Source organism: Streptomyces sp. NPDC100445, from assembly GCF_044759735.1.
Classification (GTDB): Bacteria; Actinomycetota; Actinomycetes; order Streptomycetales; family Streptomycetaceae; genus Streptomyces.
The window spans coordinates 51,157-77,730 of record NZ_JBIVZV010000014.1 but is presented as its reverse complement, the minus strand read 5'-3'; the positions used below and the strand labels follow the sequence as shown (position 1 = coordinate 77,730).

At 72.0% G+C, this 26,574-nt stretch carries 26 protein-coding genes; 13 read left to right on the top strand and 13 right to left on the bottom strand.

Going from position 1 to position 26,574, the window contains the following annotated elements; all coding sequences use genetic code 11:
• Positions 1-2: 2 nt before the first annotated feature.
• A complete protein-coding gene (locus tag ACIQVT_RS29190) occupies positions 3-518 on the bottom strand; it encodes a DUF4232 domain-containing protein (protein ID WP_403760489.1) in 516 nt (171 codons plus the stop codon).
• Positions 519-869: 351 nt separating this feature from the next.
• On the opposite strand from ACIQVT_RS29190, the gene ACIQVT_RS29185 reads away from it, so the two are divergent.
• Entirely contained in the window at positions 870-1,139 is a 270-nt protein-coding gene (locus ACIQVT_RS29185) for a DUF397 domain-containing protein (RefSeq protein ID WP_205614162.1), read from the top strand.
• A gap of 110 nt (positions 1,140-1,249) precedes the next feature.
• On the opposite strand, the gene ACIQVT_RS29180 is transcribed toward ACIQVT_RS29185, so the two are convergent.
• Positions 1,250-1,747, bottom strand: a complete 498-nt coding sequence (locus ACIQVT_RS29180) for an ATP-binding protein (RefSeq protein WP_403760486.1) — start codon at positions 1,745-1,747, stop codon at positions 1,250-1,252.
• A gap of 355 nt (positions 1,748-2,102) precedes the next feature.
• Here ACIQVT_RS29180 and ACIQVT_RS29175 point away from each other — a divergent pair, with 355 nt between their 5' ends.
• The 4 genes from ACIQVT_RS29175 (at position 2,103) to ACIQVT_RS29160 (ending at position 5,811) form a co-directional block, all read left to right on the top strand.
• Complete coding sequence (locus ACIQVT_RS29175) at positions 2,103-2,927, top strand: helix-turn-helix domain-containing protein (protein ID WP_403761040.1); 825 nt, start codon at positions 2,103-2,105, stop codon at positions 2,925-2,927.
• 88 nt (positions 2,928-3,015) lie between these two features.
• Entirely contained in the window at positions 3,016-4,476 is a 1,461-nt protein-coding gene (locus tag ACIQVT_RS29170) for an aldehyde dehydrogenase family protein (protein ID WP_403760482.1), read from the top strand.
• Positions 4,477-4,578: 102 nt separating this feature from the next.
• Positions 4,579-5,115, top strand: coding sequence for a DinB family protein (locus ACIQVT_RS29165; protein WP_403760479.1), 537 nt, complete (start codon positions 4,579-4,581; stop codon positions 5,113-5,115).
• Positions 5,116-5,169: 54 nt separating this feature from the next.
• Positions 5,170-5,811, top strand: a complete 642-nt coding sequence (locus tag ACIQVT_RS29160; protein WP_403760476.1) for a PadR family transcriptional regulator — start codon at positions 5,170-5,172, stop codon at positions 5,809-5,811.
• Between the two features lie 15 nt (positions 5,812-5,826).
• On the opposite strand, the gene ACIQVT_RS29155 is transcribed toward ACIQVT_RS29160, so the two are convergent.
• Entirely contained in the window at positions 5,827-7,233 is a 1,407-nt protein-coding gene (locus ACIQVT_RS29155) for a glutamate decarboxylase (RefSeq protein WP_403760473.1), read from the bottom strand.
• Positions 7,234-7,263: 30 nt separating this feature from the next.
• A complete protein-coding gene (locus ACIQVT_RS29150; RefSeq protein WP_403760470.1) occupies positions 7,264-8,550 on the bottom strand; it encodes an ion channel protein in 1,287 nt (428 codons plus the stop codon).
• 111 nt (positions 8,551-8,661) lie between these two features.
• On the opposite strand from ACIQVT_RS29150, the gene ACIQVT_RS29145 reads away from it, so the two are divergent.
• The gene (locus ACIQVT_RS29145; RefSeq protein WP_403760467.1) at positions 8,662-9,426 is read left to right on the top strand and encodes a MerR family transcriptional regulator; all 765 of its coding nucleotides are present in this window, start codon (positions 8,662-8,664) and stop codon (positions 9,424-9,426) included.
• Positions 9,427-9,441: 15 nt separating this feature from the next.
• On the opposite strand, the gene ACIQVT_RS29140 is transcribed toward ACIQVT_RS29145, so the two are convergent.
• Complete coding sequence (locus ACIQVT_RS29140) at positions 9,442-9,807, bottom strand: YbjQ family protein (protein WP_403760464.1); 366 nt, start codon at positions 9,805-9,807, stop codon at positions 9,442-9,444.
• Between the two features lie 176 nt (positions 9,808-9,983).
• Here ACIQVT_RS29140 and ACIQVT_RS29135 point away from each other — a divergent pair, with 176 nt between their 5' ends.
• Entirely contained in the window at positions 9,984-11,042 is a 1,059-nt protein-coding gene (locus ACIQVT_RS29135; RefSeq protein ID WP_403760461.1) for a DedA family protein, read from the top strand.
• Between the two features lie 18 nt (positions 11,043-11,060).
• Here ACIQVT_RS29135 and ACIQVT_RS29130 read toward each other — a convergent pair whose 3' ends face one another.
• Complete coding sequence (locus tag ACIQVT_RS29130; protein ID WP_403760458.1) at positions 11,061-12,716, bottom strand: threonine/serine exporter ThrE family protein; 1,656 nt, start codon at positions 12,714-12,716, stop codon at positions 11,061-11,063.
• Between the two features lie 136 nt (positions 12,717-12,852).
• Positions 12,853-13,344, bottom strand: a complete 492-nt coding sequence (locus ACIQVT_RS29125; protein WP_030734045.1) for an inorganic diphosphatase — start codon at positions 13,342-13,344, stop codon at positions 12,853-12,855.
• Between the two features lie 124 nt (positions 13,345-13,468).
• Here ACIQVT_RS29125 and dacB point away from each other — a divergent pair, with 124 nt between their 5' ends.
• From dacB to folE, 6 genes are all read left to right on the top strand, one after another.
• Positions 13,469-15,028, top strand: coding sequence for a D-alanyl-D-alanine carboxypeptidase/D-alanyl-D-alanine-endopeptidase (gene dacB / locus ACIQVT_RS29120; RefSeq protein ID WP_403761037.1), 1,560 nt, complete (start codon positions 13,469-13,471; stop codon positions 15,026-15,028).
• Positions 15,029-15,150: 122 nt separating this feature from the next.
• Positions 15,151-16,248, top strand: coding sequence for a zinc-dependent metalloprotease (locus ACIQVT_RS29115; RefSeq protein ID WP_403761034.1), 1,098 nt, complete (start codon positions 15,151-15,153; stop codon positions 16,246-16,248).
• A 195-nt stretch (positions 16,249-16,443) separates the two neighbouring features.
• Entirely contained in the window at positions 16,444-17,508 is a 1,065-nt protein-coding gene (gene tilS / locus ACIQVT_RS29110; protein WP_403760455.1) for a tRNA lysidine(34) synthetase TilS, read from the top strand.
• Between the two features lie 85 nt (positions 17,509-17,593).
• Positions 17,594-18,154 carry a hypoxanthine phosphoribosyltransferase gene (gene hpt, locus ACIQVT_RS29105; protein ID WP_365873602.1) on the top strand — a complete coding sequence of 187 codons (561 nt, stop codon included), beginning with the start codon at positions 17,594-17,596 and terminating at the stop codon, positions 18,152-18,154.
• A 196-nt stretch (positions 18,155-18,350) separates the two neighbouring features.
• Complete coding sequence (gene ftsH / locus ACIQVT_RS29100; RefSeq protein WP_403760451.1) at positions 18,351-20,390, top strand: ATP-dependent zinc metalloprotease FtsH; 2,040 nt, start codon at positions 18,351-18,353, stop codon at positions 20,388-20,390.
• Between the two features lie 132 nt (positions 20,391-20,522).
• Complete coding sequence (gene folE / locus ACIQVT_RS29095) at positions 20,523-21,128, top strand: GTP cyclohydrolase I FolE (RefSeq protein WP_356821310.1); 606 nt, start codon at positions 20,523-20,525, stop codon at positions 21,126-21,128.
• 24 nt (positions 21,129-21,152) lie between these two features.
• On the opposite strand, the gene ACIQVT_RS29090 is transcribed toward folE, so the two are convergent.
• The 6 genes from ACIQVT_RS29090 to ACIQVT_RS29065 form a co-directional block, all read right to left on the bottom strand.
• Positions 21,153-21,641 (bottom strand): DUF3180 domain-containing protein, encoded by a 489-nt coding sequence (locus ACIQVT_RS29090; RefSeq protein WP_403760447.1) that lies wholly within the window; start codon positions 21,639-21,641, stop codon positions 21,153-21,155.
• A gap of 79 nt (positions 21,642-21,720) precedes the next feature.
• On the bottom strand, positions 21,721-22,332 hold the full coding sequence (folK, locus tag ACIQVT_RS29085; protein ID WP_403760443.1) for a 2-amino-4-hydroxy-6-hydroxymethyldihydropteridine diphosphokinase: 612 nt from the start codon (positions 22,330-22,332) through the stop codon (positions 21,721-21,723).
• A complete protein-coding gene (gene folB / locus ACIQVT_RS29080) occupies positions 22,329-22,688 on the bottom strand; it encodes a dihydroneopterin aldolase (RefSeq protein WP_403760440.1) in 360 nt (119 codons plus the stop codon). Before folB ends, folK begins: the two co-directional genes overlap by 4 nt.
• Positions 22,689-22,958: 270 nt before the next feature.
• Positions 22,959-23,492 carry a nuclear transport factor 2 family protein gene (locus ACIQVT_RS29075; protein ID WP_403760437.1) on the bottom strand — a complete coding sequence of 178 codons (534 nt, stop codon included), beginning with the start codon at positions 23,490-23,492 and terminating at the stop codon, positions 22,959-22,961.
• Positions 23,489-24,451 carry a dihydropteroate synthase gene (gene folP / locus ACIQVT_RS29070; RefSeq protein WP_403760432.1) on the bottom strand — a complete coding sequence of 321 codons (963 nt, stop codon included), beginning with the start codon at positions 24,449-24,451 and terminating at the stop codon, positions 23,489-23,491. Before folP ends, ACIQVT_RS29075 begins: the two co-directional genes overlap by 4 nt.
• A gap of 128 nt (positions 24,452-24,579) precedes the next feature.
• Positions 24,580-26,394, bottom strand: coding sequence for a phosphatidylglycerol lysyltransferase domain-containing protein (locus ACIQVT_RS29065; RefSeq protein ID WP_403760429.1), 1,815 nt, complete (start codon positions 26,392-26,394; stop codon positions 24,580-24,582).
• Positions 26,395-26,574 lie beyond the last annotated feature (180 nt).

Below are 26,574 nucleotides of genomic sequence, written 5' to 3'. Positions count from 1 at the left end.
CGTCAGTCGCCGACCTGCTGGAAGGCGCTCACGGAGGCGTCCGGGCCGCCGCCGCTGCCCCGGCCGGCGACGGGGCCGTACGACCACGGGAAGGTGCGGGTGGTGCCGGAACCGGGCAGGCCGACCCGGACCGTCCTGGCCGCCAGGGTGTTCTTGTCGCCCTCCTTGCCGCGCACGTAACTGATCGAGAAGGTCGCGGCGTCGCCCTTGGCGAGCTTCAGCTTCTGCGCCTTCGCGCCCTGGAGCGCGGGCACGGTCGCCCGCGTGGTGCCGGACGTCAGCACCACCCCCGGGAAGTGGTCCAGGGTGCAGGGGGCGCTGTGGTTGGTGATGCTGACGGGGATCTCGCCGCTGTCGCCCGCCGCCGGGGCCACGCTCGCCGAGCCGACCTGGAGGGAGACGCCCCCGATCGTGCAGGCCGAGCCGGCTCCGCTCCCGCTGTCGCTCCCGCCGCCGTCGCAGGCGGTCAGCAGGAGGGCGGCGGTGAGGGCGGTGACGGTGAGCGGAATGACGCGCATGAGCAGGTCCCTGTCCACGTGGTGGTGACGGTGCCTCTGCATCATGGCCCCTCGCGGCGGGCTCCGTTCGCGCGCCCCTCCGCGACCGCGGGGTTCCGGCGGCACCCCGCCGCCGGAACCGCACCCGAGCCCTGGAACAGTAAGGGCTCGCTACGCGTCTCTTCCTGGTGCACGGGGGTTCGGTCCGGACGGTCCGGCACGGTAAAGCGGGCGTCAAGGCCGTAATCGCGGGACCACTCCCCGTGCACGTGCATCTGCTCATGCGTTTGCACGTGAACAGAGTTATGATCCGGGTCAGTTGACCACAGCATCTATGGCCACATCAGCCAGTGCACCACCGGGGAGCGACCTGTGGACCGCGACGTTGACAACGTGTACGGGGGGTACGACGTGTACAACGGCATGGCTGCCACGCAGCTGGACGGAGTGGCCTGGCAGAAGAGCAGGCACAGTAATTCGCAGGGCTCCTGCGTGGAGTTCGCGAGACTCCCGGGCGGCGAGGTCGCCGTCCGCAATTCGCGTTTCCCGGACGGGCCGGCGCTCGTCTACACGCGCGCGGAGATCGAGGCGATGCTCCTCGGCGTCAAGGACGGCGAGTTCGATCACCTGGTGGGCAGTTGACCCCGGAACACCGCGGTACGGCCCGCTGGCAACGATGTCGGACGCGCGGCCGCGCCCACTCGGTGCGCTGACGCGCGTAGAACGCGGGCGTCCGTCGATGCCGTACCGGCTCAGGCGGCCGACTTCAGCCGGAACATCGCCCAGACCACCTTGCCGTCGAGGGTGCCCGCGAGCGGGTGCCAGCCCCAGCTGTCGGCGAAGGAGTCGACCAGGAACAGCCCGCGGCCCGACTCGGCGGAGAAGTCCTCCGAGTCGCGTGGCACCGGCGTGTCGTGGCTGGGGTCGCGCACCGCGCACACCAGCCGCTCGGTCCAGCGCAGCAGGTGCAGCCGCACGGTCGGCCCGCACGTGTCCCCACGGCGCTGGTCGGACGGCATCGCGTGGCGCAGGGCGTTGGTGACGAGTTCGGAGACGACGAGGCAGATGTCGTCGAAGCGGTCGCCGACGTCCCACTGGTCGAGCGTGTCGCGGGTGAAGCGCCGGGCCTCGCGCACCGCCTCGTACCGGGCGGGCAGAGCGCAGGAGGCCGCATCGGACACGGCCGCGGGATCCAACGGCGGAAGGCCCTGCCGTAACGGCTTGAGCATGGTCGATCCATTCGTCCCCATGCGAGGCACTCCCGGTTGTTCGCGGTCGTTGCGATGCAGCGGTGGCGCGGCACCCATGGTTTCGGATGCGTAGAGCAGATGCAAGGGCAGATGCACGTGCACGTGACCGAAATGAGGCTGCCCGTACCACTTCTTGGCCATTTTTTCTGCCATCTACCCGACGGTTCCCCACGGTTTCCGCCAGAGGTCCCGACCTCTGCCCCGCGGGACCCCGCCACGGCGGCCGAGGTCTTTCCGTTTCCGTAACCGGACGAGTACTGCTCGAAGTGTTTTAGTGGCAGACTTCGGCCCCTGGAGACGGTTGGGGAGGCTGGCGAACGTGAGCGCGGGAGAGCCCGGATCGGTGGTGCGGCGGATGCTGCTCGGCTCGCAACTCAGGCGACTGCGGGAAGCGCGCGGCATCACGCGCGAGGCGGCGGGATACTCGATCCGCGCCTCCGAGTCGAAGATCAGCCGGATGGAACTGGGCCGGGTGAGCTTCAAGACCAGGGACGTGGAGGACCTGCTGACGCTCTACGGCATCACGGACGACTCCGAGCGGGAGTCTCTGCTCTCCCTCGCCCGGGAGGCCAACGTGGCCGGCTGGTGGCACAGTTACACCGACGTCCTGCCGACCTGGTTCCCCACCTACGTGGGCTTGGAGGGCGCCGCCTCCCTGATCCGCGTCTACGAGGTCCAGTTCGTGCACGGCCTGCTCCAGACCGAGGAGTACGCCCGCGCGGTGGTCCGGCGCGGCATGAAGGGCGCGAGCGCCGCCGACGTGGAGCGGCGGGTCGCGCTGCGCCTGGAACGGCAGAAGTACCTGCTGTCGGACGCAGGCCCGGAGTTCCACATCGTCCTGGACGAGGCCGCCCTGCGCCGTCCCTACGGCGACCGCGAGGTGATGCGCGGCCAGCTCCAGCACCTGATCGACATCTCCGCGCGCCCCAACGTGCGGCTCCAGGTCATGCCGTTCGGCTTCGGCGGCCACTCGGGCGAGAGCGGCGCCTTCACCATCCTCAGCTTCCCCGACGCCGACCTCTCCGACGTGGTCTACGTCGAGCAGCTGACCAGCGCGCTCTACCTGGACAAGCGCGAGGACGTCGCCCAGTACGAGCAGGCGCTGAAGGAGCTACAGCAGGACAGCCCCGGCCCGGACGAGAGCCGGGACCTGCTCCGCGGCCTCCTCCAGCTCTCCTGACGCGGCCCAACTCCCCTCCGTCACAAGTACGATGACGTGCTATCAGACGTGGCGTGAATCTGGTGTCCGCTAGCGATTGAGGGATCACATGTCGTCCTACTTCACCGACCTGGCCCAGCAGTACATCGGCGGCGAGTGGCGCCCGGGTACCGGATCCTGGGACGTCATCGACTTCAACCCCTACGACGACGAGAAGCTGGCCTCGATCACGGTCGCCACGGTCGACGAGGTGGACGAGGCCTACCGGGCCGCCGCCCGCGCCCAGAAGGAATGGGCCGCCACCAACCCCTACACCCGGCGCTCGGTGTTCGAGCGGGCGCTGAGGCTGATCGAGGACCGCGAGCAGGAGATAGCCGACCTGATCATCGCCGAGCTCGGCGGCACGCGCGTGAAGGCCGGTTTCGAACTGCACCTCGCCAAGGAGTTCCTGCGCGAGTCGGTGCACCTCGCGCTGCGCCCCGAGGGCAGGATCCTGCCCTCGCCGACCGACGGCAAGGAGAACCGCGTCTACCGGGTGCCGGTCGGGGTCGTCGGTGTGATCAGCCCGTTCAACTTCCCCTTCCTGTTGTCGCTGAAGTCGGTCGCCCCGGCCCTCGCGCTCGGCAACGCCGTGGTGCTCAAGCCGCACCAGAACACCCCGATCGCCGGCGGCACCCTCATCGCGAAGATCTTCGAGGAGGCCGGGCTGCCCGGCGGCCTCCTCAACGTCGTCGTCACCGACATCGCCGAGATCGGTGACGCGTTCATCGAGCACCCGGTCCCGAAGGTGATCTCCTTCACCGGCTCGGACAAGGTCGGCCGGCACGTCGCCACCGTCTGCGCCGCGAACTTCAAGCGCTCCGTCCTCGAACTGGGCGGCAACAGCGCGCTGGTGGTGCTGGACGACGCCGACCTCGACTACGCGGTGGACGCGGCGGTCTTCAGCCGCTTCGTGCACCAGGGCCAGGTCTGCATGGCCGCCAACCGGGTCCTGGTGGACCGGGCCGTCGCCGACGAGTTCACCGAGAAGTTCGTCGCCAAGGTCGGGACGCTGAAGGTCGGTGACCCGCGCGACCCGCGGACCGTCATCGGCCCGGTGATCAACTCCGCGCAGGCGGGCGCCCTCGCGGGCACCGTCGAGCAGGCGCTCGCCGAGGGCGCCACCGCCCTGGTGCACGGCACCACCACCGGCAACCTGGTCGGACCCAGCGTGCTCACCGGCATCCCCGCCGACTCCGCCCTGCTCCAGCAGGAGGTCTTCGGCCCGGTCGTCTTCCTCATCCCCTTCGACGGCGAGGAGGAGGCCGTGCGCATCGTCAACGACACCCCGTACGGCCTCAGCGGCGCCGTGCACACGGGTGACATCGAGCGGGGCGTGGCCTTCGCCAAGCGGATCGACACCGGCATGTTCCACGTGAACGACGGCACCGTCCACGACGAGCCGCTCGTGCCCTTCGGCGGCGAGAAGCACTCCGGCATCGGCCGCCTCAACGGCGAGACGACGCTGGAGGCGTTCACCACGGTCAAGTGGATCTCGGTGCAGCACGGGCGCAGCGGCTTCCCGTTCTAGACCGCCGGACCCGAGCGGCGGACCCTTGCGGACAGTGGCTGACCGCAAGGGGCCCTAGCGTCATCGGTGTCAGCACGAGGACCCGATGAGAGGCGGCCGGTCATGGTCACGCACGTGGCGACGGAGACGAGGGGCGACGAGCGCGGGGCACTGCTCGCGTTCCTGGAGGAACAGCGCGGCGGCATCCGCCGGGCCCTGCTGGGACTGACCGAGGAGCAGGCCCGCTCCCGCCCCAGCGCCAGTGAGCTGTCCCTCGGCGGCCTGCTCAAGCACGTCGCCGAGGTCGAGCAGAGCTGGATCGCCCGGGCCCGGCAGGAGCCGCCCGCGGTACCGCGCGACGCCTCGAACTTCCACGAGTCCTTCCAGCCGGCCGAGGGAGAGACGGTCGCCTCGCAGCTCGCGTACTGGGAGCGGGTCGCCGCCGGCACGGAGGAGTTCATCCGCGCGGCGCCGAGCCTGGACGACACCTTCCCGCTGCCGCCCGACCCCTGGTTCCCGCCCGAGGGCCGCGTCTCCCTGCGCTGGCTGTGCCTGCACCTGATCCGGGAGACCGCCCGGCACGCCGGCCACGCCGACATCATCCGCGAGTCGCTGGACGGCAGGACCGCCTTCGAGCTGGTGGCGCTGGCGCGGGCCTGAGGCGGGGGCGGCCCGCGGACGGGCGGGCCGCCGTACGGTCATAACCTGGACCGCATGTCAGCGATCCGTCTCCTCGTGCTGGGCGCCGTCCGCCAGCACGGGCGGGCCCACGGCTACCAGGTCCGCAACGACCTGGAGTACTGGGGCGCGCACGAGTGGTCCCACGCCAAGCCCGGCTCGATCTACCACGCCCTGAAGCAGATGGCCAGGCAGTCGCTGCTGCGCGCGCACGAGGTCGCGCCGTCCACGGCGGGGGGGCCGCCGCGCACGGAGTACGAGGTCACGGACCGGGGCGAGGACGAGTTCTTCCGGCTGCTGCGAGAGTCCCTGGTCTCCTACGACCAGAAGCCGGACGTCCGGTCCGCCGCCATCGGCTTCCTGGTCGAGCTGGACCGCGCCGAGGCGCTGGAGCTGCTCAGGGAGCGCGTCCGCCGGATCGGGGCGTGGCGGGCGTCGGTCACCGGGCACTACCTCCCGCCGGACGGTCCCGGCGGGCTCGGCCACATCGGGGAGATCATGGACCTCTGGGTCCACACCGCCGACTCCGACGTGGCCTGGACCCAGGGGCTGATCGCCCGCCTGGAGGCGGGCGCGTACACCTTCGCGGGCGAGGGCGAACCCTTCGTCGGCGTGCTGCCCGAGGGCCGGGAGAACCCGTACGCCACGGGGGAGCGGCACCCGGAGGACGACCGCTGACCCCGAGGGTCCTAGCTAGTGGTGGAACCCGGTGGCCGCGCCCTTGTCGCGGGTGGCGGGGCCCTGCTGCCCGCGCAGCTCCGGCAGCAGACGGGTCAGGTCGGCGACGAACAGGTCGGCCAGGTCGTGGGAGAAGCCGTTGCGGCACACGACGCGCAGCACGGACAGGTCCTCCCGGTTGGCCGGGAAGGTGTACGCCGGCACCAGCCAGCCGCCCTCGCGCAACCGCCGGGAGATGTCGAAGACGTCGTACGCCGTCACGCCGTCGGCCGTGGTGAACGCGAACACCGGCAGCTCGTCCCCGCGCGTGAGCAGCCGGAAGTCGCCCAGCGCCTCGATCCGCCCGGCCAGCGAGAGCGCCACGTCGCGCGTCGACTGCTGCACCGCCCGGTAGCCCTCGCGGCCCAGCCGCAGGAACGTGTAGTACTGCGCGGCCACCTGGGCGCCGGGCCGGGAGAAGTTCAGCGCGAAGGTGGGCATCTCGCCGCCCAGGTAGTTCACCCGGAAGACCAGCTCCTCGGGCAACGCCTCCTTGTCCCGCCACAGCGCCCAGCCGACCCCGGGGTACACCAGCCCGTACTTGTGGCCCGAGGTGTTGATCGAGGCCACGCGCGGCAGGCGGAAGTCCCACACCAGGTCCTCGTCCAGGAAGGGTGCCACCATGGCGCCCGAGGCGCCGTCGACGTGCACCGGCACGTCCAGCCCGGTGCGCTCCTGGAGGGCGTCCAGGGCGGCGCACAGCTCGGCGACGGGCTCGTAGGAGCCGTCGAAGGTCGAGCCGAGGACGGCGACCACCCCGATGGTGTTCTCGTCGCACAGCTCGGCGGCGGCCTGCGGGTCCAGGTGGAACCGGTCGCCCTCCATGGGCACCTGCCGGGCCTCCACCTCCCAGAAGGCGCAGAACTTGTCCCAGCACACCTGCACGTTGACGCCCATCACCAGGTTGGGCCGCGCGCCCGGGTACCGGTCGGCGTTCCGCTTCGCCCAGCGCCGCTTCAGCGCCATCCCGGCGAGCATGCACGCCTCGCTCGAACCGGTCGTCGAGCAGCCCACCACGGTGGCCGGGTCCGGCGCGTGCCACAGGTCGGCGAGCATCGCCACGCAGCGCCGCTCCAGCTCGGCCGTGCGCGGGTACTCGTCCTTGTCGATCATGTTCTTGTCCCGGCACTCCGCCATCAGCACCCCGGCCTGCGGTTCCATCCAGGTGGTGACGAAGGTCGCCAGGTTCAGGCGGGAGTTGCCGTCCAGCATCAGCTCGTCGTGGACCAGCTGGTACGCCGTCGTCGGCGGCAGTGGGGCGTCGGGGAGCCGGTGCGTGGGCGGGGCCTCGGTCATGCCGCCGACCGGGTCGGCCTCCCCGAAGAACGGGTTGACCGACATCGACCGTTCCTCGTGCTTCGCGGGACCTTTGTGCAGAGCCATGGGTGCCTCCGGAGGATGGGAGAGGGTGGGTCAGCGGACCGGGGTGCCGTCCTCGCGCAGCTGCATCTGCGGGCGGCCCGTCACCAGCAGCCAGGCCGGCAGCGAGGCGATGGTCAGCAGCGCGATGAGCGTCGGCGAGGCGACCAGGACGGCGGCGGTGAACAGGCTCACCCAGCCCTGCCGGGTGATCGCCAGGAGGATGCCCAGGACACCGGTGGCCACGCCGAGCGAGGGATTCACGGCCGGAACCAGCGCGTGGGCGCACAGGCCGAGCGCGGTGCCCACGAACACCGCGGGGAAGATGCGTCCGCCGCGGAAACCGCAGGACGCGGCCACCAGCAGCGCGGCCAGCTTGACGACGGTCATGGTGGCGAACTGCCCGGCCGACCAGCCCTCGGGGTCATGGGCCAGCTGCGCGATCTCCGACAGCCCCTTGAACAGCGTCAGATGGCCGCCGACGGCCGCGAGGGCCCCGAGCACCACCCCGCCCGCCGGGAGCATCAGCAGCGGGTGCCGCAGCCGGCGGAAGGCCGCGTGGACGTACGGGAAGGCGTACACGGCGGTCATGCCGAGCAGCGCGGACGCGGGGGCGATCACGAGGGCCGCCAGCAGGTCGCCGACGTGCGGCCGGCCGAGGGGCGGCAGGCCGAGGTCGAAGGTCGGGTGCGCCACCAGGGTGGTCGTCATGGCCCCGCACGCGCCGGCCGTGAGCGGCGCGAACAGGTTGTCCCACAGCCGCCCCCGCATCGGCCGTCCCGCCAGCGCCTCCGAGATCACCAGGGCCGCCGCCACGGGCGTCCCGAACAGCGCGCCGATCGTCGCCGACTCCGCCAGTACCGGCCACAGGGCCCCCGGCGCCCGGGGCAGCAGACGCCCGCCGAGCCAGGCCGCGAGGCCCACGTTCACGGCGATGATCGGGTTCTCCGGGCCGAGGCTGGGGCCGCCGGCCAGCATCAGCGCGGTCGCCAGCAAAAGCCCGGGCAGCACTCCCGGCCGCAGGACCGGGGCGTCGAGGCCGAGGGTGGCCGGGTCGGGTCCGGCGTGCCCGGGCACCAGCAGGACCACCAGCCCGACGGCGATGCCGGTCGCCACCAGCATGGCGAACATCCACAGCACCGAGTAGCGGCCCACACCGAGCGCGTCCGGCAGCGGTCCCCACAGCACGTGCTGGAGCTTCTCCGCCACCGTGTCCACGCCGAGGAGGATCAGGCTCGCGGCCACGCCCACGCTGACGGCGGGCAGGATGAACGGCAGCAGGGCCCGTGCCGGGGCCGTGTGGGCGCTCGTGGGCGCCTGCTGCGTCGTCTCCTGGGCCACGGGCTCACCATAAGCGGACAAACAGGGCCCAACACTCCGAACCGCGCGGGCTTGCACCTCACGCGGCGTGATGCCTTTACGTGGAGGCGTACCGACGACAAGGAGCGGAAAGTGAGCTACTCCGTGGGACAGGTCGCGGGGTTCGCCGGGGTCACGGTGCGCACCCTGCACCACTACGACGAGATCGGGCTGCTCGTGCCCGGGGACCGGACGCACGCCGGCCACCGGCGCTACGACGACACCGACCTGGACCGGCTCCAGCAGATCCTGTTCTACCGGGAGCTGGGTTTCCCGCTCGACGAGGTCGCGGCCCTGCTCGACGACCCGGACCCGGACCCCCGCGCGCACCTGCGCCGCCAGCACGAGCTGCTGACCGCCCGGATCGAGAAGCTGAAGAAGATGGCCGCGGCCGTGGAACACGCCATGGAGGCACGCAGCATGGGAATCGGCCTGACACCCGAGGAGAGGTTCGAGGTCTTCGGGGACTTCGACCCGGACCGGTACGCCGACGAGGTGGAGGAACGCTGGGGCGACACCGAGGCCTACCGGCAGTCACGGCGCCGGACCGCCTCGTACACCAAGGAGGACTGGAAGCGGATCACCGGGGAGATGGACGCCCTTCACCACCGCATGGCGGCCCTGCTCGCGGACGGCACGCCCGCGGACTCGGCGGCGGCCATGGACGTCGCCGAGGAACACCGCCGGTTCATCACGCGCGCCTACTACGACTGCGGGCACGCCCTGCACGCGTGCCTCGGCGAGATGTACGTCTCCGACGAGCGCTTCACCGCCACGTACGAGGACATCCGGCCCGGTCTGGCCGGTTATCTGCGGGACGCGATCGCGGCGAACGCGGCCCGGCACCGGGCGTCCTGAGGCGCCGGCCCGGGATCACTCCCGGGCCAGCACGACCGCGGTGCCGTACGCGCACACCTCGGTGCCCACGTCCGCGGCCTCCGTCACGTCGAAGCGGAACGCCAGCACGCCGTTGCCGCCACGCGCGCGTGCCTGCTCCACCAGGCGGTCCATGGCCTGGGCGCGGGTCTGCACCAGCGTCTTGGTGAGCCCCTTCAGCTCACCGCCGATCATGGACTTCAGCCCGGCTCCGATCTGGCTGCCCAGGTGCCGGGAGCGTACGGTGAGCCCGAACACCTCGCCGAGCACCTCGCGCACCCGGTACCCGGGCACGTCGTTCGTCGTCACCACCAGCACGTCCGGCCGGGGCCCCTGGCCGCCGCCGTAGTCGTCGAGTCCCATGGGCACAGCTTTCTCCCGGTCGCCCGACAGTGCATCCTGGAGGCGCCCGTGGAACCCGGGGCGGTCCTCCCACGTTGATAGCTTTGTGCGGTGCCACTTGGACACGGCAGTCGCGGCAGACACAGCGAGCGCGGCGGCCGCCCCAGCCGACTTCACCCCCTCAGGAGCCCGGACCCGTGATGACACTCGCCCTAGGCCCGAGCTGGCTGGATCCCAACCACCTGCTGGGCACGTACGGCATCTGGGGTCTGCTGCTGGTCGTCTTCGCCGAGTCCGGCCTGCTCATCGGCTTCTTCCTGCCGGGTGACTCCCTGCTGTTCACCTGCGGCCTGCTGATCACGTCGGGTGGGCTGGACTTCCCGCTGTGGGCCGCGATCGGCCTGATCTGCCTCGCCGCGATCCTCGGCGACCAGGCGGGCTACATGTTCGGCAAGAAGGTCGGCCCGTCCCTGTTCAACCGCGAGGACTCCCGCCTGTTCAAGCGGGAGAACGTCGTCAAGGCGCACGACTTCTTCGAGAAGTACGGCCCCAAGTCCCTGGTGCTGGCCCGCTTCGTGCCGGTCGTGCGGACGTTCACGCCGATCGTCGCGGGCGTCAGCGGCATGCGGTACCGCTCGTTCCTGACGTTCAACGTCATCGGCGGTCTGCTGTGGGGCGCGGGCGTCACCCTCCTCGGCTCCTGGCTCGGCAACATCGGGGTGGTCAAGAACAACATCGAGGCGATCCTCATTCTGATCGTCCTGGTCTCGGTGGTCCCGATCGCGATCGAGTTCCTCCGCGCGCGCGGCAAGAGCGGCAAGGCGGCCGGGACCGAGCCGGAGGCCCCGGGGCAGTCCGTCCAGCGGCGGCCCGCCCACCAGCCGTACCAGCAGCAGCCCGCCCACCAGCAGCAGCCGTACCAGCGGCCGCCGGTGACGGACGACGCCACGACCCGCCTGCGCCGCATCGACGCGGACCGGCCGTACGAGCAGCAGTACCCGCAGGAGCAGTACCAGCAGCAGTACCCGCAGGACCCATACCAGCAGCAGTACCCGCAGGACCGGTACCAGCAGCCGCAGCCACCGCAGCAGCACTGGGACCAGGGCGGCTACGACCCCCAGAACCAGGATCAGCACCAGCAGCAGCACCCGCAGAACCCGTACGGGCAGGGTCAGTACGAGCAGAACCGGTACGACGAGTACGACCGGGACCCGTACGACCCGAACCAGTACCCGTACGACCACCGGCGGCAGTAGCGGGCGCGGGCCGGACGCTCAGAAACCCCTGGTGCGCTTCGCGGCCCGCCGCTTGCCGGCGGAGCCGACCCGCAGGAACAGCCGGGAGATCTCCGACCCCAGGTTGACCCCGATGGCGATGGCCATCGCCAGGGAGGCGGCCTTGGCCAGCGACACCAGCCCCTTGTCCATGTTGTTCTGCGCCATGGACAGCAGCCCGAAGTAGGTCGCCGAGCCGGGCAGCAGCGGCCCGATCGCCGCGGTCGTGTACGGCAGCGCCGAGGCGAACCGGTACCGGGACAGCAGCTGCCCGAACAGCCCGACGAGCCCGGCCGCCACGGCCGTGGACGCCACCGGCGAGATGCTCCCGGCGTAGCGCATCGCGCCGTACACCGACCAGGCGACACCCCCGTTGAGGGTCACCCAGAGCACGGTGGACCGCTCCTGCTGGAGCAGCACCGCGAAGGTCAGCGACAGCAGCATGGAGGCCACGATCTGGATCAGCGGACGCTTGGAGATGCCCAACGCCGCGTCCGGGTTCAGCTCACCGCCGACCTGCACGCCGAAGTACAGGACCACCAGGACCCCGACGACGATGCCGACGAAGAAGTACATGACCTCGAGCAGCCGCGCCGACGCCGTGATGTAGAAGCCCGTCAGCCCGTCCTGCACGCCCGCCACCAGCGCCCGCCCGGGCAGCAGCGCGAACAGCCCACCGGTGATGACGGCGGACGCCTTCACGTCCACGTGCGCCAGCGTCAGCGCCACCCCGATCGCCGCGGGCGGCATCGCGGCGACCGTGAACTGGTAGAACTCCGGCAGTCCGCGCCCCGCGCACAGCCACGCGAGCCGGTCGCCGAGCATCGCGCCGACGGCCGCCGCGAGGAACACCACCGGGTCACCGCCGACCAGGATGGAGGCCGCGCCGGCCAGCAGTCCGCTCGCCAGGGTCAGCGCCCAGCCGGGGTACGGATGCCGGTTGCGGCGTATCTCCGCCAGGCGCCGGTAGGCCTCCTCCAGGGAGACGTGGGCCTCCGGGTCCGTCAGGTCGTCCACGAGCCGGAAGACGGCCGCCAGCCGCGTGTAGTCGGTGCCCCGCCGCCGTACCGTCCGGGACGCCGTCACCGGGTCCTCCACCAGCGACGGCTGGTGCGAGATCGACAGCAGCGTGAAGGTGACGTTCGGCTCGCACCGGTCCAGGCCGTAGGACCGGCACACCGCGAACATCGCGGCCTCCACGTCCTCCGCGCCCTCGCCGCCCGCCAGCAGCAGCTCCCCGATACGCAGGGTCAGGTCCAGCACGCGCGGGACGGCCGGGCCGCCCTCCTCCACGCGCTGCACCGGTTCCGGCGCCGGCCGCTCGGTCACCGGCATCCGCAGCATCGTGCGCATCCGGTCCTGCCAGGGCGCGTCCTTGACCAGACTGACCAGCGGCACCCCGGCGGCCGGCGTGAACGCGGCCGGCGGGCTCTTCGCGTCGTAGGTGCTGGGCGTGGTGAACGCGGACCCCTCCGGCTCGGCACCGGACGGGTGCGGTGTCCGCAGCCCGTCGGGCACCGCGAACTCGGACGTCGTCTCCGGCTCACCACCGGCCCTGGGAACGTCGAGGCCCCGGGGGACGGCGAACTCGGACGTGACCTCCGGGTCGTACCGCGCTTCGTCGGACCGCGGTTTGCGGTCCTCCGTCTCCGTCACCTCGCACCGCTCCCTGACCCGCGCATTCCGTATGCCTCAGTATGCGCACACGTGCCCGCACGGGCCGCACCCGCCGTCCGGACACGCGAACGGGCCGCACGCGTGCGCGTGCGGCCCGTTCCAGCGATGCGCGGGCTCAGTGGCCGCCCTGCTCCTTGAAGCGCTTGTAGGACCGCTCGATCTCCGTCTCGGCGTCCGTACGGCCGACCCAGTTCGCACCCTCGACCGACTTGCCGGGCTCCAGGTCCTTGTACACCTCGAAGAAGTGCTGGATCTCCAGGCGGTCGAACTCCGACACGTGGTGGATGTCGCGCAGGTGCTCCACCCGCGGGTCGGTCGCCGGGACGCACAGCAGCTTGTCGTCGCCGCCGGCCTCGTCCGTCATGCGGAACATGCCGATCGCGCGGCACCGGATGAGGCAACCCGGGAAGGTCGGCTCGTCCAGGATGACCAGCGCGTCCAGCGGGTCGCCGTCCTCGCCGAGGGTGTTCTCGACGAAGCCGTAGTCGGTCGGATAGGCGGTCGAGGTGAAGAGGCGACGGTCCAGGCGGATCCGACCGGTCTCGTGGTCCACCTCGTACTTGTTCCGCGAACCCTTCGGAATCTCGATCGTGACGTCGAACTCCACCGGTGGCTCCTCCGTGATCAGCACATAGTTCTGGTGGTTAAGTGTCCCTCACGCAGGTGTGTGATCGCGAAAGGGGCTGGTGGTCGTGCCAGTACTGAGGCCTTGGCGGGCCGCGAGACCGCAGGTGGCGCGGATCGCGGACGCCGTACGACCGCGTCTGGCGCGTGCCACGACGGCCGCCGGGCCGCGGATCGCGCGGCTGGCGAGGGCCGTGCGGGCAGCGCCTGCGCACCTCTGTCGTCCGCGGACCGTCAGGACCTGGCAGTACACCGCGGGCGCCGCCACCGCCGGCCTGGTGCTGGCCGCCGGCGTGGTGACCGTGGCCGGTCCCTGGGACGCCAACGGTCAGCGTACGGCCGAGGGGGACCGCGCCGCCGCACTGGAGCGATCAGGTGGCGCAGATCACGGCGGCTCCGGCGCGGCCGCGGGGGCGCCCCGGCCCGCGCCGAGCGCCGCGCCCGTCCTGGCGGCCCTGGGCGGCACCCGGGGCGCCGTCGGCACCCGGAAGGCCCCTTCGGGCGGCAAGGACCTGCCGGACGTCCTGAAGCCCCTCCTGGCCGCGCCCGGGCTCGGGGACGACCACGCGGCGGCCGTCGTCGACGCCACGACCGGCACCCGCCTCTACGCCACCGGCGCCGGCAAGGCCCTCACCCCCGCCTCCACCACCAAGATCGCCACCGCCGTCGCCGCCCTGTCCGCCCTCGGCCCCGACCACCGCCTCACCACCCGCGCCGCCCTGGAACCCGACACCCGCGAGCTCGTCCTGGTCGGCGGCGGCGACCCCACCCTGACCGCGCACCCGGGGGCCGGCGGGGGAGCGGCCGGTCTGCGCGCCCTGGCCGCGGACACCGCGAAGGCCCTCGCCGGGCGCGGCGTCCACGAGATCACGCTCTCCTACGACACCACCCTCTACAGCGGCCCCGCCCTGCACCCCATCGGCGTCAACGAGAACCTCGCCCCGGTCAGCGCCCTCGCCGTCGACGAGGGCCGCGCCGACGGCTCCACCGGCGGCCCCGCGCCCCGCGTGAGCGACCCGGCGGCCGACGCGGCGGCGAAGTTCGCGGGCTTCCTCGAGGACGCCGGCATCACCACCACGACCCCCGGCCCGTCCAAGGCCAGCACGCGCGCGCAGACCCTCGCCACCGTCTCCTCACCCCCGCTGTCCGCCCTGGTGGAGCGCATGCTCACCAACAGCGACAACGACATCGCCGAGGCCCTGGCCCGCCAGACCGCCCTCGCCGGCGGCGACCCCGCGAGCTTCGCCGGCGGGGCCCGGGCGATCGCCACCCAACTGCGCAAGCTCGGACTGCCCCTGTCCGGGGCCGCCTTCCACGACGGCAGCGGCCTCGACCGCGCCGACCGGCTGACGGCGGACCTCCTCACCGCGCTGCTGGTCAAGGCGGGCGACCCGGCCCGCCCCGGTCTGCGCCCGGTCCTCACCGGCCTGCCCGTCGCCGGCTTCACCGGCACCCTGAGCACCCGCTACACCGACGGCGCCGCCGGGGTCGTACGCGCCAAGACCGGCACCCTGACCGGCGTGAACACCCTCGCCGGCACGGTCGTCGACGAGGACGGCCGGCTGCTGGCCTTCGCCTTCCTCGCCTCGCGCACCACCGACCCGGCGCAGGCCCAGTCGGCCCTGGACGCCGCCGCCACGGCGCTCGCGGGCTGCGGCTGCCGGTAGGGCCCGCTTCACGCCCGGTCCGCGCCCGCCCGTGCTCCGGCGGCCCTCACGGCCTGCCCCCACGCGGGCCGCTCACGTACCGTTGACGCATGACTGGCTTCGGTGGCACCGCATCTCCCGGGATGGTCGACTGGAACCTCGCGGTGGCGACCGCGACACGACTCGTACGGCCGGGCCCCGACGTCAGCCGTGACGAGGCCCGGTCCGCCGTCGCGGAACTGCGCCGGCACGCGAAGGCCTCGGAGGAACACGTCCGCGGTTTCACCCGGATGGGCACCGACGAGATCCACGACACCCCCGTCCTCGTCGTCGACCGCCCCGGCTGGGTCCGCGCCAACGTCGCCGGCTTCCGGGAGATCCTCAAACCGCTCCTGGAGAAGATGCAGGAACGGCGCGGCGGCAACCCGGGCAGCGCGGTCCTCGGCGCCGTCGGCGGCAAGGTCACCGGCGTGGAGGTCGGCATGCTCCTGTCGTTCCTGTCCTCCCGCGTCCTCGGCCAGTACGAGACCTTCGCCCCCGCCGCCCCCGACCTCCCGGCCGGCGCGAACGGCGGCGGCCGGCTGCTGCTCGTCGCGCCCAACATCGTCCACGTGGAGCGCGAACTCGACGTGGAACCGCACGACTTCCGGCTCTGGGTGTGCCTGCACGAGGAGACCCACCGCACGCAGTTCACCGCCGTGCCCTGGCTCCGCGACCACCTGGAGGGCGAAATCCAGTCGTTCTTGGCGGAGACCGACGTGGACCCCATGACCTTCCTGGAGCGCATCCGGGAAGCCGCACAGTCCCTGGCCGGCGGCCGCCCCGAGGCCGAGGAGGAGGACGGCGGACGCTCCTTCGTCGAGCTGGTGCAGACCCCCGCCCAGCGCGAGATCCTGAGCCGGCTGACCGCCGTGATGTCCCTGCTGGAGGGGCACGCCGACTACGTCATGGACGGCGTCGGGCCCAGCGTCGTGCCGACCGTCGCGGAGATCCGCGAGAAGTTCCAGCAGCGCCGCGCCAAGGGCGCCTCCCGGCTCGACCTCGCCCTGCGCAAGCTGCTGGGCCTGGACGCCAAGCTCAAGCAGTACCGGGACGGCGAGCGGTTCGTGCGGGCCGTCGTCGACCAGGTCGGTGTCGACGGCTTCAACCGGGTGTGGACCTCGCCCAACACGCTGCCCACCAAGGCCGAGATCGCCCAGCCCGCCGACTGGGTGACCCGGGTGCACCGCAAGCCCGAGTAGTGACCCGTATCCGGTCATCGTGAGACGAATCCGGCCGTCGGCGAGGGAACGGTCCTTCAATCACCCGTCCGAGGGACCGTGAGCCATGCGTAGGCGTGCGATGCTCGGGGAACGGCCCGGTTCTGTCACCATCTACACACTCTGTGTGACCGAGCCGGGCTCAACCCCCGGAAAACTTCATGAAGGGAACCGGACATGGGTCCCCATCCTGCGGTCGCGGCGATACGCCTGGCGGTTCGCCGCGTCCTCCACGACATCCTGAACGACCACGAGACCTCCCGCGCGCACCCGGGCCGGCCGGCCCCCGGCGAGCGCGAGCGGCCCGGCACGACGGCCGAGCGGTCCTCCTCCCCGCTCGTCCTCGTCGCGTGCTCCGGCGGCGCCGACTCCATGGCCCTCGCCTCGGCCCTCGCCTTCGAGGCCCCCAGACTCGGCATCCGCGCCGGCGGGGTCACCGTCGACCACGGCCTCCAGCCCGGTTCGGGTCCGCGCGCCGACGAGGTCGCCCTGCGCCTGCGCGAGCTGGGCCTCGGCCCGGTCGAGTCCGTCGCCGTGACCGTCGGCCGCGAGGGCGGCCCCGAGGCCGCCGCCCGCGACGCCCGCTACGCCGCCCTCGACGCCGCCGCCGAACGCCACGGCGCCACCGCGGTCCTGCTCGGCCACACCCGCGACGACCAGGCCGAGACCGTCCTGCTGGGCCTCGCCCGCGGCTCCGGCATCCGCTCCCTGTCGGGCATGGCCGCGGTCTCGGGGGCCGGCGGCCGTTACCGGCGGCCCTTCCTGCACCTCGACCGGCAGACCGCCCGCAAGGCCTGCATGGTCCAGTCCCTGCCCGTGTGGGACGACCCGCACAACGCCGACCCCGCCTACACCCGCTCCCGGCTGCGGCACGAGGGCCTGCCCGCCCTGGAGAAGGCCCTGGGCAAGGGGGTCGTGGAGGCGCTCGCCCGCACCGCCCAGCTGTCCCGCGACGACGCCGACGCCCTCGACGCCTGGGCCGGCCAGGCCGAGGCCGCCGTACGGGACGCGGCGGGACTGCTGGAGTGCGCCAAGCTCTACGCCCTCCCGCCCGCCGTGCGCCGCCGGATCCTGCGCCGCGCGGCAATCGAGGCCGGCGCCCCGGCCGGATCGCTCTTCGCCCGCCACATCGAGGAGATCGACCGTCTGATCACCGGCTGGCGCGGCCAGGGGGCCATCAATCTCCCGGGCAAAGTCGTCGCCCAGCGCCAGGGTGGCAGACTGGTGATTCGGCAAGGCTGAAACCGACCCCTCCCGGAGCGACCCTCCGGCGGGCCGGGCAGCCGTGGCCGTGCATGCGGCCGTAAGTGCGGGACGACCGAAAGTGATGCGGGTGGACGCGAAAGACATGGGTGCCGACCTTCAGCAGGTGCTCATCACCAAGGAAGAGATCGACGCGAAGCTGGCCGAGCTGGCCGCGAAGATCGACGCGGAGTACGCGGGCAAGGACCTGCTGATCGTCGGCGTCCTCAAGGGCGCGGTGATGGTCATGGCGGACCTCGCCCGGGCGCTGTCCACCCCCGTCACCATGGACTGGATGGCCGTGTCCTCCTACGGGGCGGGCACCCAGTCCTCCGGCGTCGTGCGCATCCTCAAGGACCTCGACACCGACATCAAGGGCCGGCACGTCCTGATCGTCGAGGACATCATCGACTCGGGCCTGACCCTGTCCTGGCTGATCAACAACCTGGGGTCCCGCGAGCCCGCCTCCCTGAAGGTGTGCACGCTGCTGCGCAAGCCGGACGCCGCCAAGGTCGCCATCGACGTGGAGTGGGCCGGCTTCGACATCCCGAACGAGTTCGTCGTCGGCTACGGCCTCGACTACGCCGAGAAGTACCGCAACCTGCCGTTCGTCGGCACGCTCGCGCCCCATGTGTACGGCGGCTGAGCCAGTCGGCCCAAGCCCGGCGGGATGATCGGGAACCCCAGCGGGTCCCGTGCCGTTGAAGCTTTCGGAGACGGGTTTTCCCGGCCGTCGAAACGGCTCTGTGCGGCTTCGGGCAACAATGCTGGGGTACCGTCAGAAGAACTGTCTTATCAAACTCACTATGGCAGGAGGGACGGGGCGACACCGCTCCGTATGGATGGACGTGAAGCGATACTTCCGTGGGCCGGTCATGTGGATCGTGCTGGCCGTCCTTGCCGTGGTCGTGTTGATGCAGGTCGTCGGCTCGTCCGGCGGCTACAAGACGGTGGACACCGGCCAGGTCGTGGCGGCGATCAACGCGAACAAGGTCGAGTCGGCCAAGATCACCACCGGTGACGAGCAGAACATCAAGGTCACCCTCAAGGACGGCTACAAGGTCCAGGGCAGCTCCAAGATCCAGGCGAGCTACATCGGCGACCAGGGCGTCGCCATCGCCGGGACGCTCCAGACCAAGTACCAGGACAAGCAGATCACGGACGGCTACACGGTCGCGCCGTCGAAGCAGAACCCGTTCCTCGGTGTCCTGCTGTCGCTGCTGCCCTTCGTCCTGATCGTGGTCGTCTTCCTGTTCCTGATGAACCAGATGCAGGGCGGCGGCTCCCGGGTCATGAACTTCGGGAAGTCCAAGGCGAAGCTCATCACCAAGGACACCCCCAAGACGACGTTCTCCGACGTCGCGGGCTGTGACGAGGCCGTCGAGGAGCTCCAGGAGATCAAGGAGTTCCTCCAGGAGCCGGCCAAGTTCCAGGCCGTCGGCGCCAAGATCCCCAAGGGCGTGCTGCTGTACGGCCGCCCGGGTACCGGCAAGACCCTGCTCGCGCGCGCCGTCGCCGGCGAGGCGGGCGTCCCCTTCTACTCGATCTCCGGTTCCGACTTCGTGGAGATGTTCGTCGGTGTCGGTGCCTCCCGGGTGCGCGACCTGTTCGAGCAGGCCAAGGCGAACGCCCCGGCGATCGTCTTCGTCGACGAGATCGACGCGGTCGGCCGGCACCGCGGCGCCGGCCTCGGCGGCGGTCACGACGAGCGTGAGCAGACGCTGAACCAGCTGCTGGTCGAGATGGACGGCTTCGACGTCAAGGGCGGCGTCATCCTGATCGCCGCCACCAACCGTCCGGACATCCTCGACCCGGCCCTCCTGCGTCCCGGCCGCTTCGACCGCCAGATCGCGGTCGACCCGCCGGACCTCCAGGGCCGTCTGGAGATCCTCAAGGTCCACCAGAAGGGCAAGCCGGTCGCGCCCGACGTCGACCTGGCCGCGGTCGCCCGCCGTACGCCGGGCATGACCGGTGCCGACCTCGCCAACGTGCTGAACGAGGCCGCGCTGCTCACCGCCCGCGGTGACCAGAAGCTGGTCGACAACAAGGCGCTGGACGAGGCGATCGACCGCGTGGTCGCGGGCCCGCAGAAGCGGACCCGGATCATGTCGGACAAGGAGAAGAAGATCACCGCGTACCACGAGGGCGGACACGCCCTGGTCGCGGCGGCCTCACCGAACTCCGACCCGGTCCACAAGATCACGATCCTGTCCCGCGGCCGTGCCCTCGGGTACACGATGGTCCTGCCCGACGAGGACAGGTACTCCACGACCCGCAACGAGATGCTCGACCAGCTCGCCTACATGTTGGGCGGCCGGGCGGCCGAGGAACTGGTCTTCCACGACCCGACCACCGGCGCCGCGAACGACATCGAGAAGGCCACCAACCTGGCCCGCGCGATGGTCACGCAGTACGGCATGACCGAGCGGCTCGGCGCGATCAAGTTCGGCGGGGACAACAGCGAGCCGTTCCTCGGCCGCGAGATGGCGCACCAGCGCGACTACTCGGAAGAGGTCGCCGCGCTCGTCGACGAAGAGGTCAAGAAGCTCATCGAGACCGCGCACAACGAGGCCTGGGAGATCCTGGTCGAGAACCGCGACGTGCTCGACAACCTCGTTCTCCAGCTGCTGGAGAAGGAGACCCTGGGCAAGGAGGAGATCGCCGAGGTCTTCGCCACCATCGTCAAGCGCCCGCCGCGGCCGGCCTGGACCGGTTCCAGCCGCCGCACCCCCTCCACCCGCCCGCCGGTGCTCTCCCCCAAGGAGCTGGCACTGACCAACGGTGCGAACGGCGCGACGGCGTCGATCAGCACGGTGAAGTCCACCGCCACGGAGTCCGCCCCGGTCACGGAGCAGACCCCGGAGGACCGCTCCGAGAGCTGACCCCCGGCCGTCAGGCCCGGAATGTATGCCGCGCCCCCCAGGTTCTAGCCTTGGGGGGCGCGGCATTTCCGCATGTCCGCAGACGTAACGCGTGCCCGACGCGCGTGCAAGGCACAGGAACGAGGAACCCAGATGACCGACCCGGTGACGCTGGACGGCCAGGGGCCCATCGGTGAGTTCGACGAGAAGCGCGCCGAGAACGCCGTACGGGAACTGCTGATCGCGGTCGGTGAGGACCCGGACCGCGAGGGTCTGCGGGAGACGCCGGCGCGGGTCGCGCGGGCGTACAAGGAGATCTTCGCCGGTCTGTGGCAGCAGCCCGAGGACGTCCTGACGACGACGTTCGACCTGGGGCACGACGAGATGGTCCTGGTCAAGGACATCGAGGTCTACTCGACGTGCGAGCACCACCTGGTGCCGTTCCGGGGTGTCGCCCACGTCGGCTACATCCCGTCCGAGGCCGGCAAGATCACCGGCCTGTCGAAGCTGGCCCGCCTGGTGGACGTCTACGCCCGCCGGCCGCAGGTGCAGGAACGGCTGACCACGCAGATCGCCGACTCCCTGATGAGCATCCTGGAGCCGCGGGGCGTCATCGTGGTCATCCAGTGCGAGCACATGTGCATGTCCATGCGCGGCATCCGCAAGCCCGGCGCGAAGACCATAACGTCCGCGGTGCGCGGCCAGCTGCGGGACGCGGCGACCCGCAACGAGGCGATGAGCCTCATCATGGCGCGCTGACCCCGCCGGCGGGGGCGCCGGCGGTCAGGCCGCCGGCTCCGCTCCCGTGGGGTTCTGGTCGTCGTCCTCGGGGAGCCTGCACACCCGCTCCAGGAACAGGGCGGCCGCTATCACGCCGAGGCCGGCCAGCAGCGAGAAGCCGGCGTAGAACGCCTGGTCGCGGCGGGCCGGGATGTCCAGCAGCTCCAGCAGGAACACGCCCGTGCCGCCGTACATCCCGGCGACGAGCGCGGCCACCAGGGCGCTGGCCTGCCCGAAGACGACCGCTCGGGCCGCCATCAGCGGGTCGACCCCCTTGGCGCCGGGCCGGCGCTCGCGCTGGGCCCTGAGGCGGGCGCGCAGCGAGAACGCGGTGGCGAGCAGCACCACCGCGATCAGCGCGAGCACCACGGGGGCGGCCAGGGGGACGCTGGGCAGGGTCCCGATCGAGTTCCAGAGGCGGGCGCCCGCCCAGGACAGGATCCCGGCCACGACGAACACGCCGACCAGCACCCTGATGCGCAGCTCTCTCACGGTGTCCCTTCAGTTCCCCCGGACCGTCCCGGTGTGTGGTCGTGGTGGTCTCGGTCCCGACCCGTCTCGACCTTAACGACTACTCGGGCAGCCGGAGTTCCAGGTCCCCCCGCGGTGCCACGCCCTCACGGGTGACGGCGGACAGCAGGTCGGCCACCGCGCCGCGGCCGGCGAGCCGCGCCTGCGGGTCCACGTCGTGCCAGGGTGCGAGCACGAAGGCGCGCTCGTGGGCGCGCGGGTGGGGCAGGGTCAGCTGCGGGTCGTCGGAGGTGACGTCGGCGTAGGCCACGATGTCGACGTCGAGGGTGCGCGGGCCCCAGCGCTCGTCGCGGACCCGGTGGAAGGCCTCCTCGACGGCGTGCGCCCGCTCCAGCAGGGAGGCGGGCGGCAGGGTCGTCCGCAGCACCACCACCGCGTTGAAGTACGACGGCTGGCTGCCGGGTGCCACGCCCCACGGCTCCGTCTCGTACACCGGGGATACGGCCTTCACGCGGACGCCCGGGGTGTCCTCCAGGGCGTCGACGGCCCCCTGGAGGGTCTCCAGGCGGTTGCCGAGGTTGGAGCCGATGGAGACGACGGCCCACTGCGGGTTGTGCAGGGTGGTGTCGGCGGCGTCCACCTTCTCCACCACCGAGGCGGGCACCGGCTGGACGGTGGGGTCGCTCTGGCCCGGGCGGAAGGGTCGGGTCATGCTCGGCTCCGGATGATGGTGACGGTCACGTCGTCGAAGGGGACGGTGATCGGCGCGTCGGGTTTGTGGACGCAGACCTCGACCTCCAGCACCCCCTCGTGCTCCAGGCAGGTCCGGGCGATCCGCTCGGCGAGCGTCTCGATGAGGTTCACCGGCTCGCCCTCGACGACGGCCACGACCTCCTCGGCGACGATGCCGTAGTGCACGGTCTTCGTCAGGTCGTCGTCGGCGGCCGCCGGCCGGGTGTCCAGGCCGAGGACCAGGTCCACGATGAAGGTCTGGCCCTCCTCGCGCTCCCGGGGGAACACACCGTGGTGCCCGCGGGCCTTCAGGCCGCGCAGCGCGACACGATCCACGCGAATCACTCCTGCAATCGTCGGGAACGGCCGGTCGGTGCCGCGTGCGGGCGGCACACCGGCCTGGGACGAATCTACCCGCGGGCACCGGCCCGGCCGGGCCGCGGGTGCGTGGGGTCGGCCACGGCGCGGAGGGTTCACCGGATGTTTCCCCCGGGGAACCCGGCCGTGCCGTCGGCTGGTAGCCGCTCCTACCCCCGCCGGGCGCGTCCAATCACCCGGCGTCGTCGTCCCGCTCCCGCTTGTGCGCGGAGGCGGCCTCCGTGCGCGTCAGGCGAGGGGCTCGTCGCCCGGATCGACGCCGTTCACGCTCTCCTCCTCGTCCTCGTCGTCGGTCTCGGCGAGGACGGGAGAGGCGTGGTGGGACCACAGTTTCCAGCCGGAGGGCGTGCGCCGGAACACGTTCGTGGCGACCACGAGCTGGCCGACCAGCGGCCCGAGCTCCGCGCCGTCCTCCGGGGCCGGGCCGCCGCTGAGGATGTTCTCCGTGCAGGACACGAGCGCGGTGTCACCGGTGACGGAGACGTGCACGTCGGTGAGGAAGAACTGGATGTAGTCGGTGTTCGCCATGATCAGGGCGTACGACCTGAGGACCTCGCCGCGGCCGGTGAGGACCGGCCAGCCGGGGTGCACGCAGGAGACGACGCCGGTGTCCGCGGGGTCGTGGTACGTCTCGTCCACGCCCAGGTCGGCGGGGGCGAGCCAGAGCGAGGAGACCTCTTCGAAGTCGCCGCGTTCCAGCGCCTCGTAGAAGGCGGTGTTGGCGGCCTCGACCTGCTCGACATCGGTATGGGGGGCGCTCACCGGTCTCCTTCCGCCCCGTGCTCGGCTCCGGCACCCCGCGCGTGCGCCGTGCCCGGCGGCGCGCCGCGCCCGTCCCCGGCGTCCGGCGCCGGCCCCGCCGTGCGCGCCCCCTCCACGGCCCGGGCGACCCGTACGGCGTCCGCGGTGGCGCGTACCTCGTGCACCCGCACCGCCCACGCGCCGGCCTGCGCGGCCAGCGCGGACACGGCGGCCGTGGCGGCGTCCCGCTCCCGGGCCGGCGGGGGCGCCCCCTCGGGCCCGGCGAGGACCCGGCCGAGGAACCGCTTGCGGGACGCGGCGACCAGCAGGGGGTGGCCGAGGGCGCGCAGGCGGTCGAGGTGGGCGAGGAGGGCCAGGTCGTGGCCGGCCTCCTTGGAGAAGCCCAGGCCGGGGTCGACGACCACGCGGTCGGGGGCGACGCCGCCCGCCAGCACGGCCTCCACGCGGGCCCGGAGCTCGTCCACGACCTCGGTGACGACGTCCTCGTAGACCCCCCGGGCGTTGCCGCCCTGGAGGAAGCCGCGCCAGTGCATGACGACGAACGGGGCGCCCGTGTCGGCGACCACCGGGATCATGGCGGGATCGGCCAGGCCGCCGCTGACGTCGTTGACGAGGGCGGCACCGGCCGCGAGGGCCCGTTCGGCGACGCAGGCGCGCATGGTGTCCACGGAGACGGCGACGCCCTCGGAGGCGAGGCCGCGCACCACGGGGACGACCCGCCGCAGCTCCTCGGCCTCGTCCACGCGGGTGGCGCCCGGCCGGGTGGACTCACCGCCGACGTCGACCAGGTCCGCGCCCTCGGCGACGAGATCCAGGCCGTGTTTGACGGCGGCGGTCGTGTCGAACCAGCGGCCGCCGTCGGAGAAGGAGTCGGGGGTCACGTTCACGACCCCCATGACCGCGCACCGGTCCCATGCCGGAAGGCCGGCCACGCGGCCGCGTCCGCTGAGGTTGTTCATACGTTCAGCGTAGGCCCAGCGGGGGGCCGTGAACGCGCGGCGGCCCGGGCCGAAGCCCTCGTGCCGGAGGGGGTGGGGCTTCGGCCCGGGCCGGTCGTGGCGCCGCACGGTGCGTCGTCCGTCCGGGTTCAGGCCGCCCGGACGTCCCGCTCGGCCATCGCGTGGGCGCACGGGCGCTGGGCGGCCGTCCTGCGCCGGCGCAGGAAGCGCGGCAGCGGCAGGGCGAGGTTGACGAAGCCCTCCGCCTGCATGGCGGCGAAGCCGATGCGGGGCAGGTCGCCGGAGGCGCGGTAGACCACGAAGCGCGGCTCCCAGCGCGGCTGGAACTTGGCGTTGAACTTGTAGAGCGACTCGATCTGGAACCAGCGGGAGAGGAACACCAGCAGTCCGCGCCAGGCGCGCAGCACCGGACCGGCGCCGATCTTCTCCCCGCGCGCGAGGGCGGAGCGGAACATCGCGAAGTTCAGCGACACCCGGGCGATGCCGAGCTTCGGGGCGGCCTGGAGGGCGGCGACGATCAGCAGTTCGTTCATGCCCGGGTCGGCGCTGCGGTCACGGCGCATCAGGTCCAGCGAGACGCCGTCGTCGCCCCAGGGCACGAAGTGCAGGATCGCCTTGAGGTCGCCGTACTCGCCCGGCGCGTCGTCGGCCTTGTGCGCGGTGGCGACCAGGCAGTCGCCGTCGGACGGGTCACCGATGCGGCCGAGCGCCATGGAGAAGCCGCGCTCGGTGTCGGTGCCCCGCCAGTCCTCCGCGGCCCGGCGGATCCGCTCCAGTTCGGCGTCGCCGACGTCACGGACACGCCGTACCCGCGTTTCGTAGCCGGCCCGCTCGATGCGCTTGACCATCTGGCGCACGTTGCGCATCGCGCGTCCGGCGAGCGAGAAATCCGCCACGTCGACCACCGCCTCGTCGCCCAGTTCCAGGGCGTCCAGGCCGGTCTCGCGGGTCCACACCTCGCCGCCCGTCTCCGAGCAGCCCATCACGGCGGGGGTCCAGGAGTGGGCCCTGGCCTCGTCCATGAACCGTTCGATGGCGCCCGGCCAGGCCTCGACGTCCCCGATGGGGTCGCCGCTGGCCAGCATCACACCGGACACGACGCGGTAGGTGACCGCGGCCTTGCCGCTCGGCGAGAACACGACCGCCTTGTCGCGGCGCAGCGCGAAGTGGCCGAGCGAGTCGCGCCGGCCGTGCTTCTCCAGCAGGGCGCGCAGCCTGCCCTCGTCCTCCTCGGTGAGGCGCGCGGCCGGGTGTTCGGGGCGGAAGGCCAGGTAGACGGTGGTGACGGCGGTGATCCAGCCGAGCGCGCCGAGGGAGAAGGCAACGGTCCAGGAGGTGTTGCCCTGGTAGTCGACCGGGCCCTCGAAGCCGAAGAGGCCGTAGATGACGTGCGTCAGCCGATCGGCCAGGCTCGGGTCGCCGATCGTCCGGTCCGGGTGGACGCTGACGATGACCAGTCCGAGAGCGAGGGAACCGGCGCTCATGAGCACGAAGTTGGCGAGCGCGCGCCACCTGCTGCGCGGGTCCGGGAGGGCCGCGAACTGGCCCCGGTGGCGCAGCAGCGGCACCAGCAGCACGCACGCGATGAGCATGCCGACGATGGAGTGCCGGTACGCGAACTGCGCCACCGCGCCCGCCGGCAGCAGCGCGACCGCCGCGCGCCACGCCCGGCGCTTGCGCCGCCTGAGCCCGTGCGCGAGCAGCAGCAGCAGCACGCCCGCGCTCAGCGAGAGCGCCGCCGCGAACGGACCGAACGAGCCCGGCAGCACCTCGGCGAGGGCGTGCATACGGCTGTGACGGAAGCGCGGGAACACGCCCGCGGCGATGTCCATGAGGCCCACGAGCGCGGCGGCCCTGCCGACCAGACCGGGGACGGCCTCGGGACGCGGACCGCGCAGCACTCGCCGCGCCCGGCTTGATCGACCCGGAACCTCGCCCGACATTTCCCCATCTATCCTGACAGACATCGCATCCCGTAGTTCTGCGAGAGACCTTGAACCCGGGCCCGATCGGGCAGCCGGCGACATTGCGCCCTCTAGGACGGTGTCTCGGGGAGAGAGGTTCACTCCTCACCGGAAAGTCCGGTCAAAGGCCAAGGAAAGCCCCGGGCAAGCCTGCGCGAA

Bases quoted from the DNA above. Each gene is read 5' to 3' on its own strand.
- ACIQVT_RS29165 (WP_403760479.1), top strand. From the start codon at position 4,579: ATGGTCACGCACGTGGCGACGGAGACGAGGGGCGACGAGCGCGGGGCA.
- ACIQVT_RS29155 (WP_403760473.1), bottom strand. From the start codon at position 7,233: ATGGCTCTGCACAAAGGTCCCGCGAAGCACGAGGAACGGTCGATGTCG.
- tilS (WP_403760455.1), top strand. From the start codon at position 16,444: ATGGGTCCCCATCCTGCGGTCGCGGCGATACGCCTGGCGGTTCGCCGC.
- ACIQVT_RS29180 (WP_403760486.1), bottom strand. From the start codon at position 1,747: ATGGGGACGAATGGATCGACCATGCTCAAGCCGTTACGGCAGGGCCTT.
- ACIQVT_RS29160 (WP_403760476.1), top strand. From the start codon at position 5,170: ATGTCAGCGATCCGTCTCCTCGTGCTGGGCGCCGTCCGCCAGCACGGG.
- ACIQVT_RS29170 (WP_403760482.1), top strand. From the start codon at position 3,016: ATGTCGTCCTACTTCACCGACCTGGCCCAGCAGTACATCGGCGGCGAG.
- ACIQVT_RS29175 (WP_403761040.1), top strand. From the start codon at position 2,103: ATGCTGCTCGGCTCGCAACTCAGGCGACTGCGGGAAGCGCGCGGCATC.
- ACIQVT_RS29140 (WP_403760464.1), bottom strand. From the start codon at position 9,807: ATGGGACTCGACGACTACGGCGGCGGCCAGGGGCCCCGGCCGGACGTG.
- ACIQVT_RS29115 (WP_403761034.1), top strand. From the start codon at position 15,151: ATGGTCGACTGGAACCTCGCGGTGGCGACCGCGACACGACTCGTACGG.
- folE (WP_356821310.1), top strand. From the start codon at position 20,523: ATGACCGACCCGGTGACGCTGGACGGCCAGGGGCCCATCGGTGAGTTC.
- ACIQVT_RS29065 (WP_403760429.1), bottom strand. From the start codon at position 26,394: ATGTCGGGCGAGGTTCCGGGTCGATCAAGCCGGGCGCGGCGAGTGCTG.
- hpt (WP_365873602.1), top strand. From the start codon at position 17,594: ATGCGGGTGGACGCGAAAGACATGGGTGCCGACCTTCAGCAGGTGCTC.
- folP (WP_403760432.1), bottom strand. From the start codon at position 24,451: ATGAACAACCTCAGCGGACGCGGCCGCGTGGCCGGCCTTCCGGCATGG.
- ftsH (WP_403760451.1), top strand. From the start codon at position 18,351: ATGGACGTGAAGCGATACTTCCGTGGGCCGGTCATGTGGATCGTGCTG.
- folK (WP_403760443.1), bottom strand. From the start codon at position 22,332: ATGACCCGACCCTTCCGCCCGGGCCAGAGCGACCCCACCGTCCAGCCG.
- ACIQVT_RS29190 (WP_403760489.1), bottom strand. From the start codon at position 518: ATGCGCGTCATTCCGCTCACCGTCACCGCCCTCACCGCCGCCCTCCTG.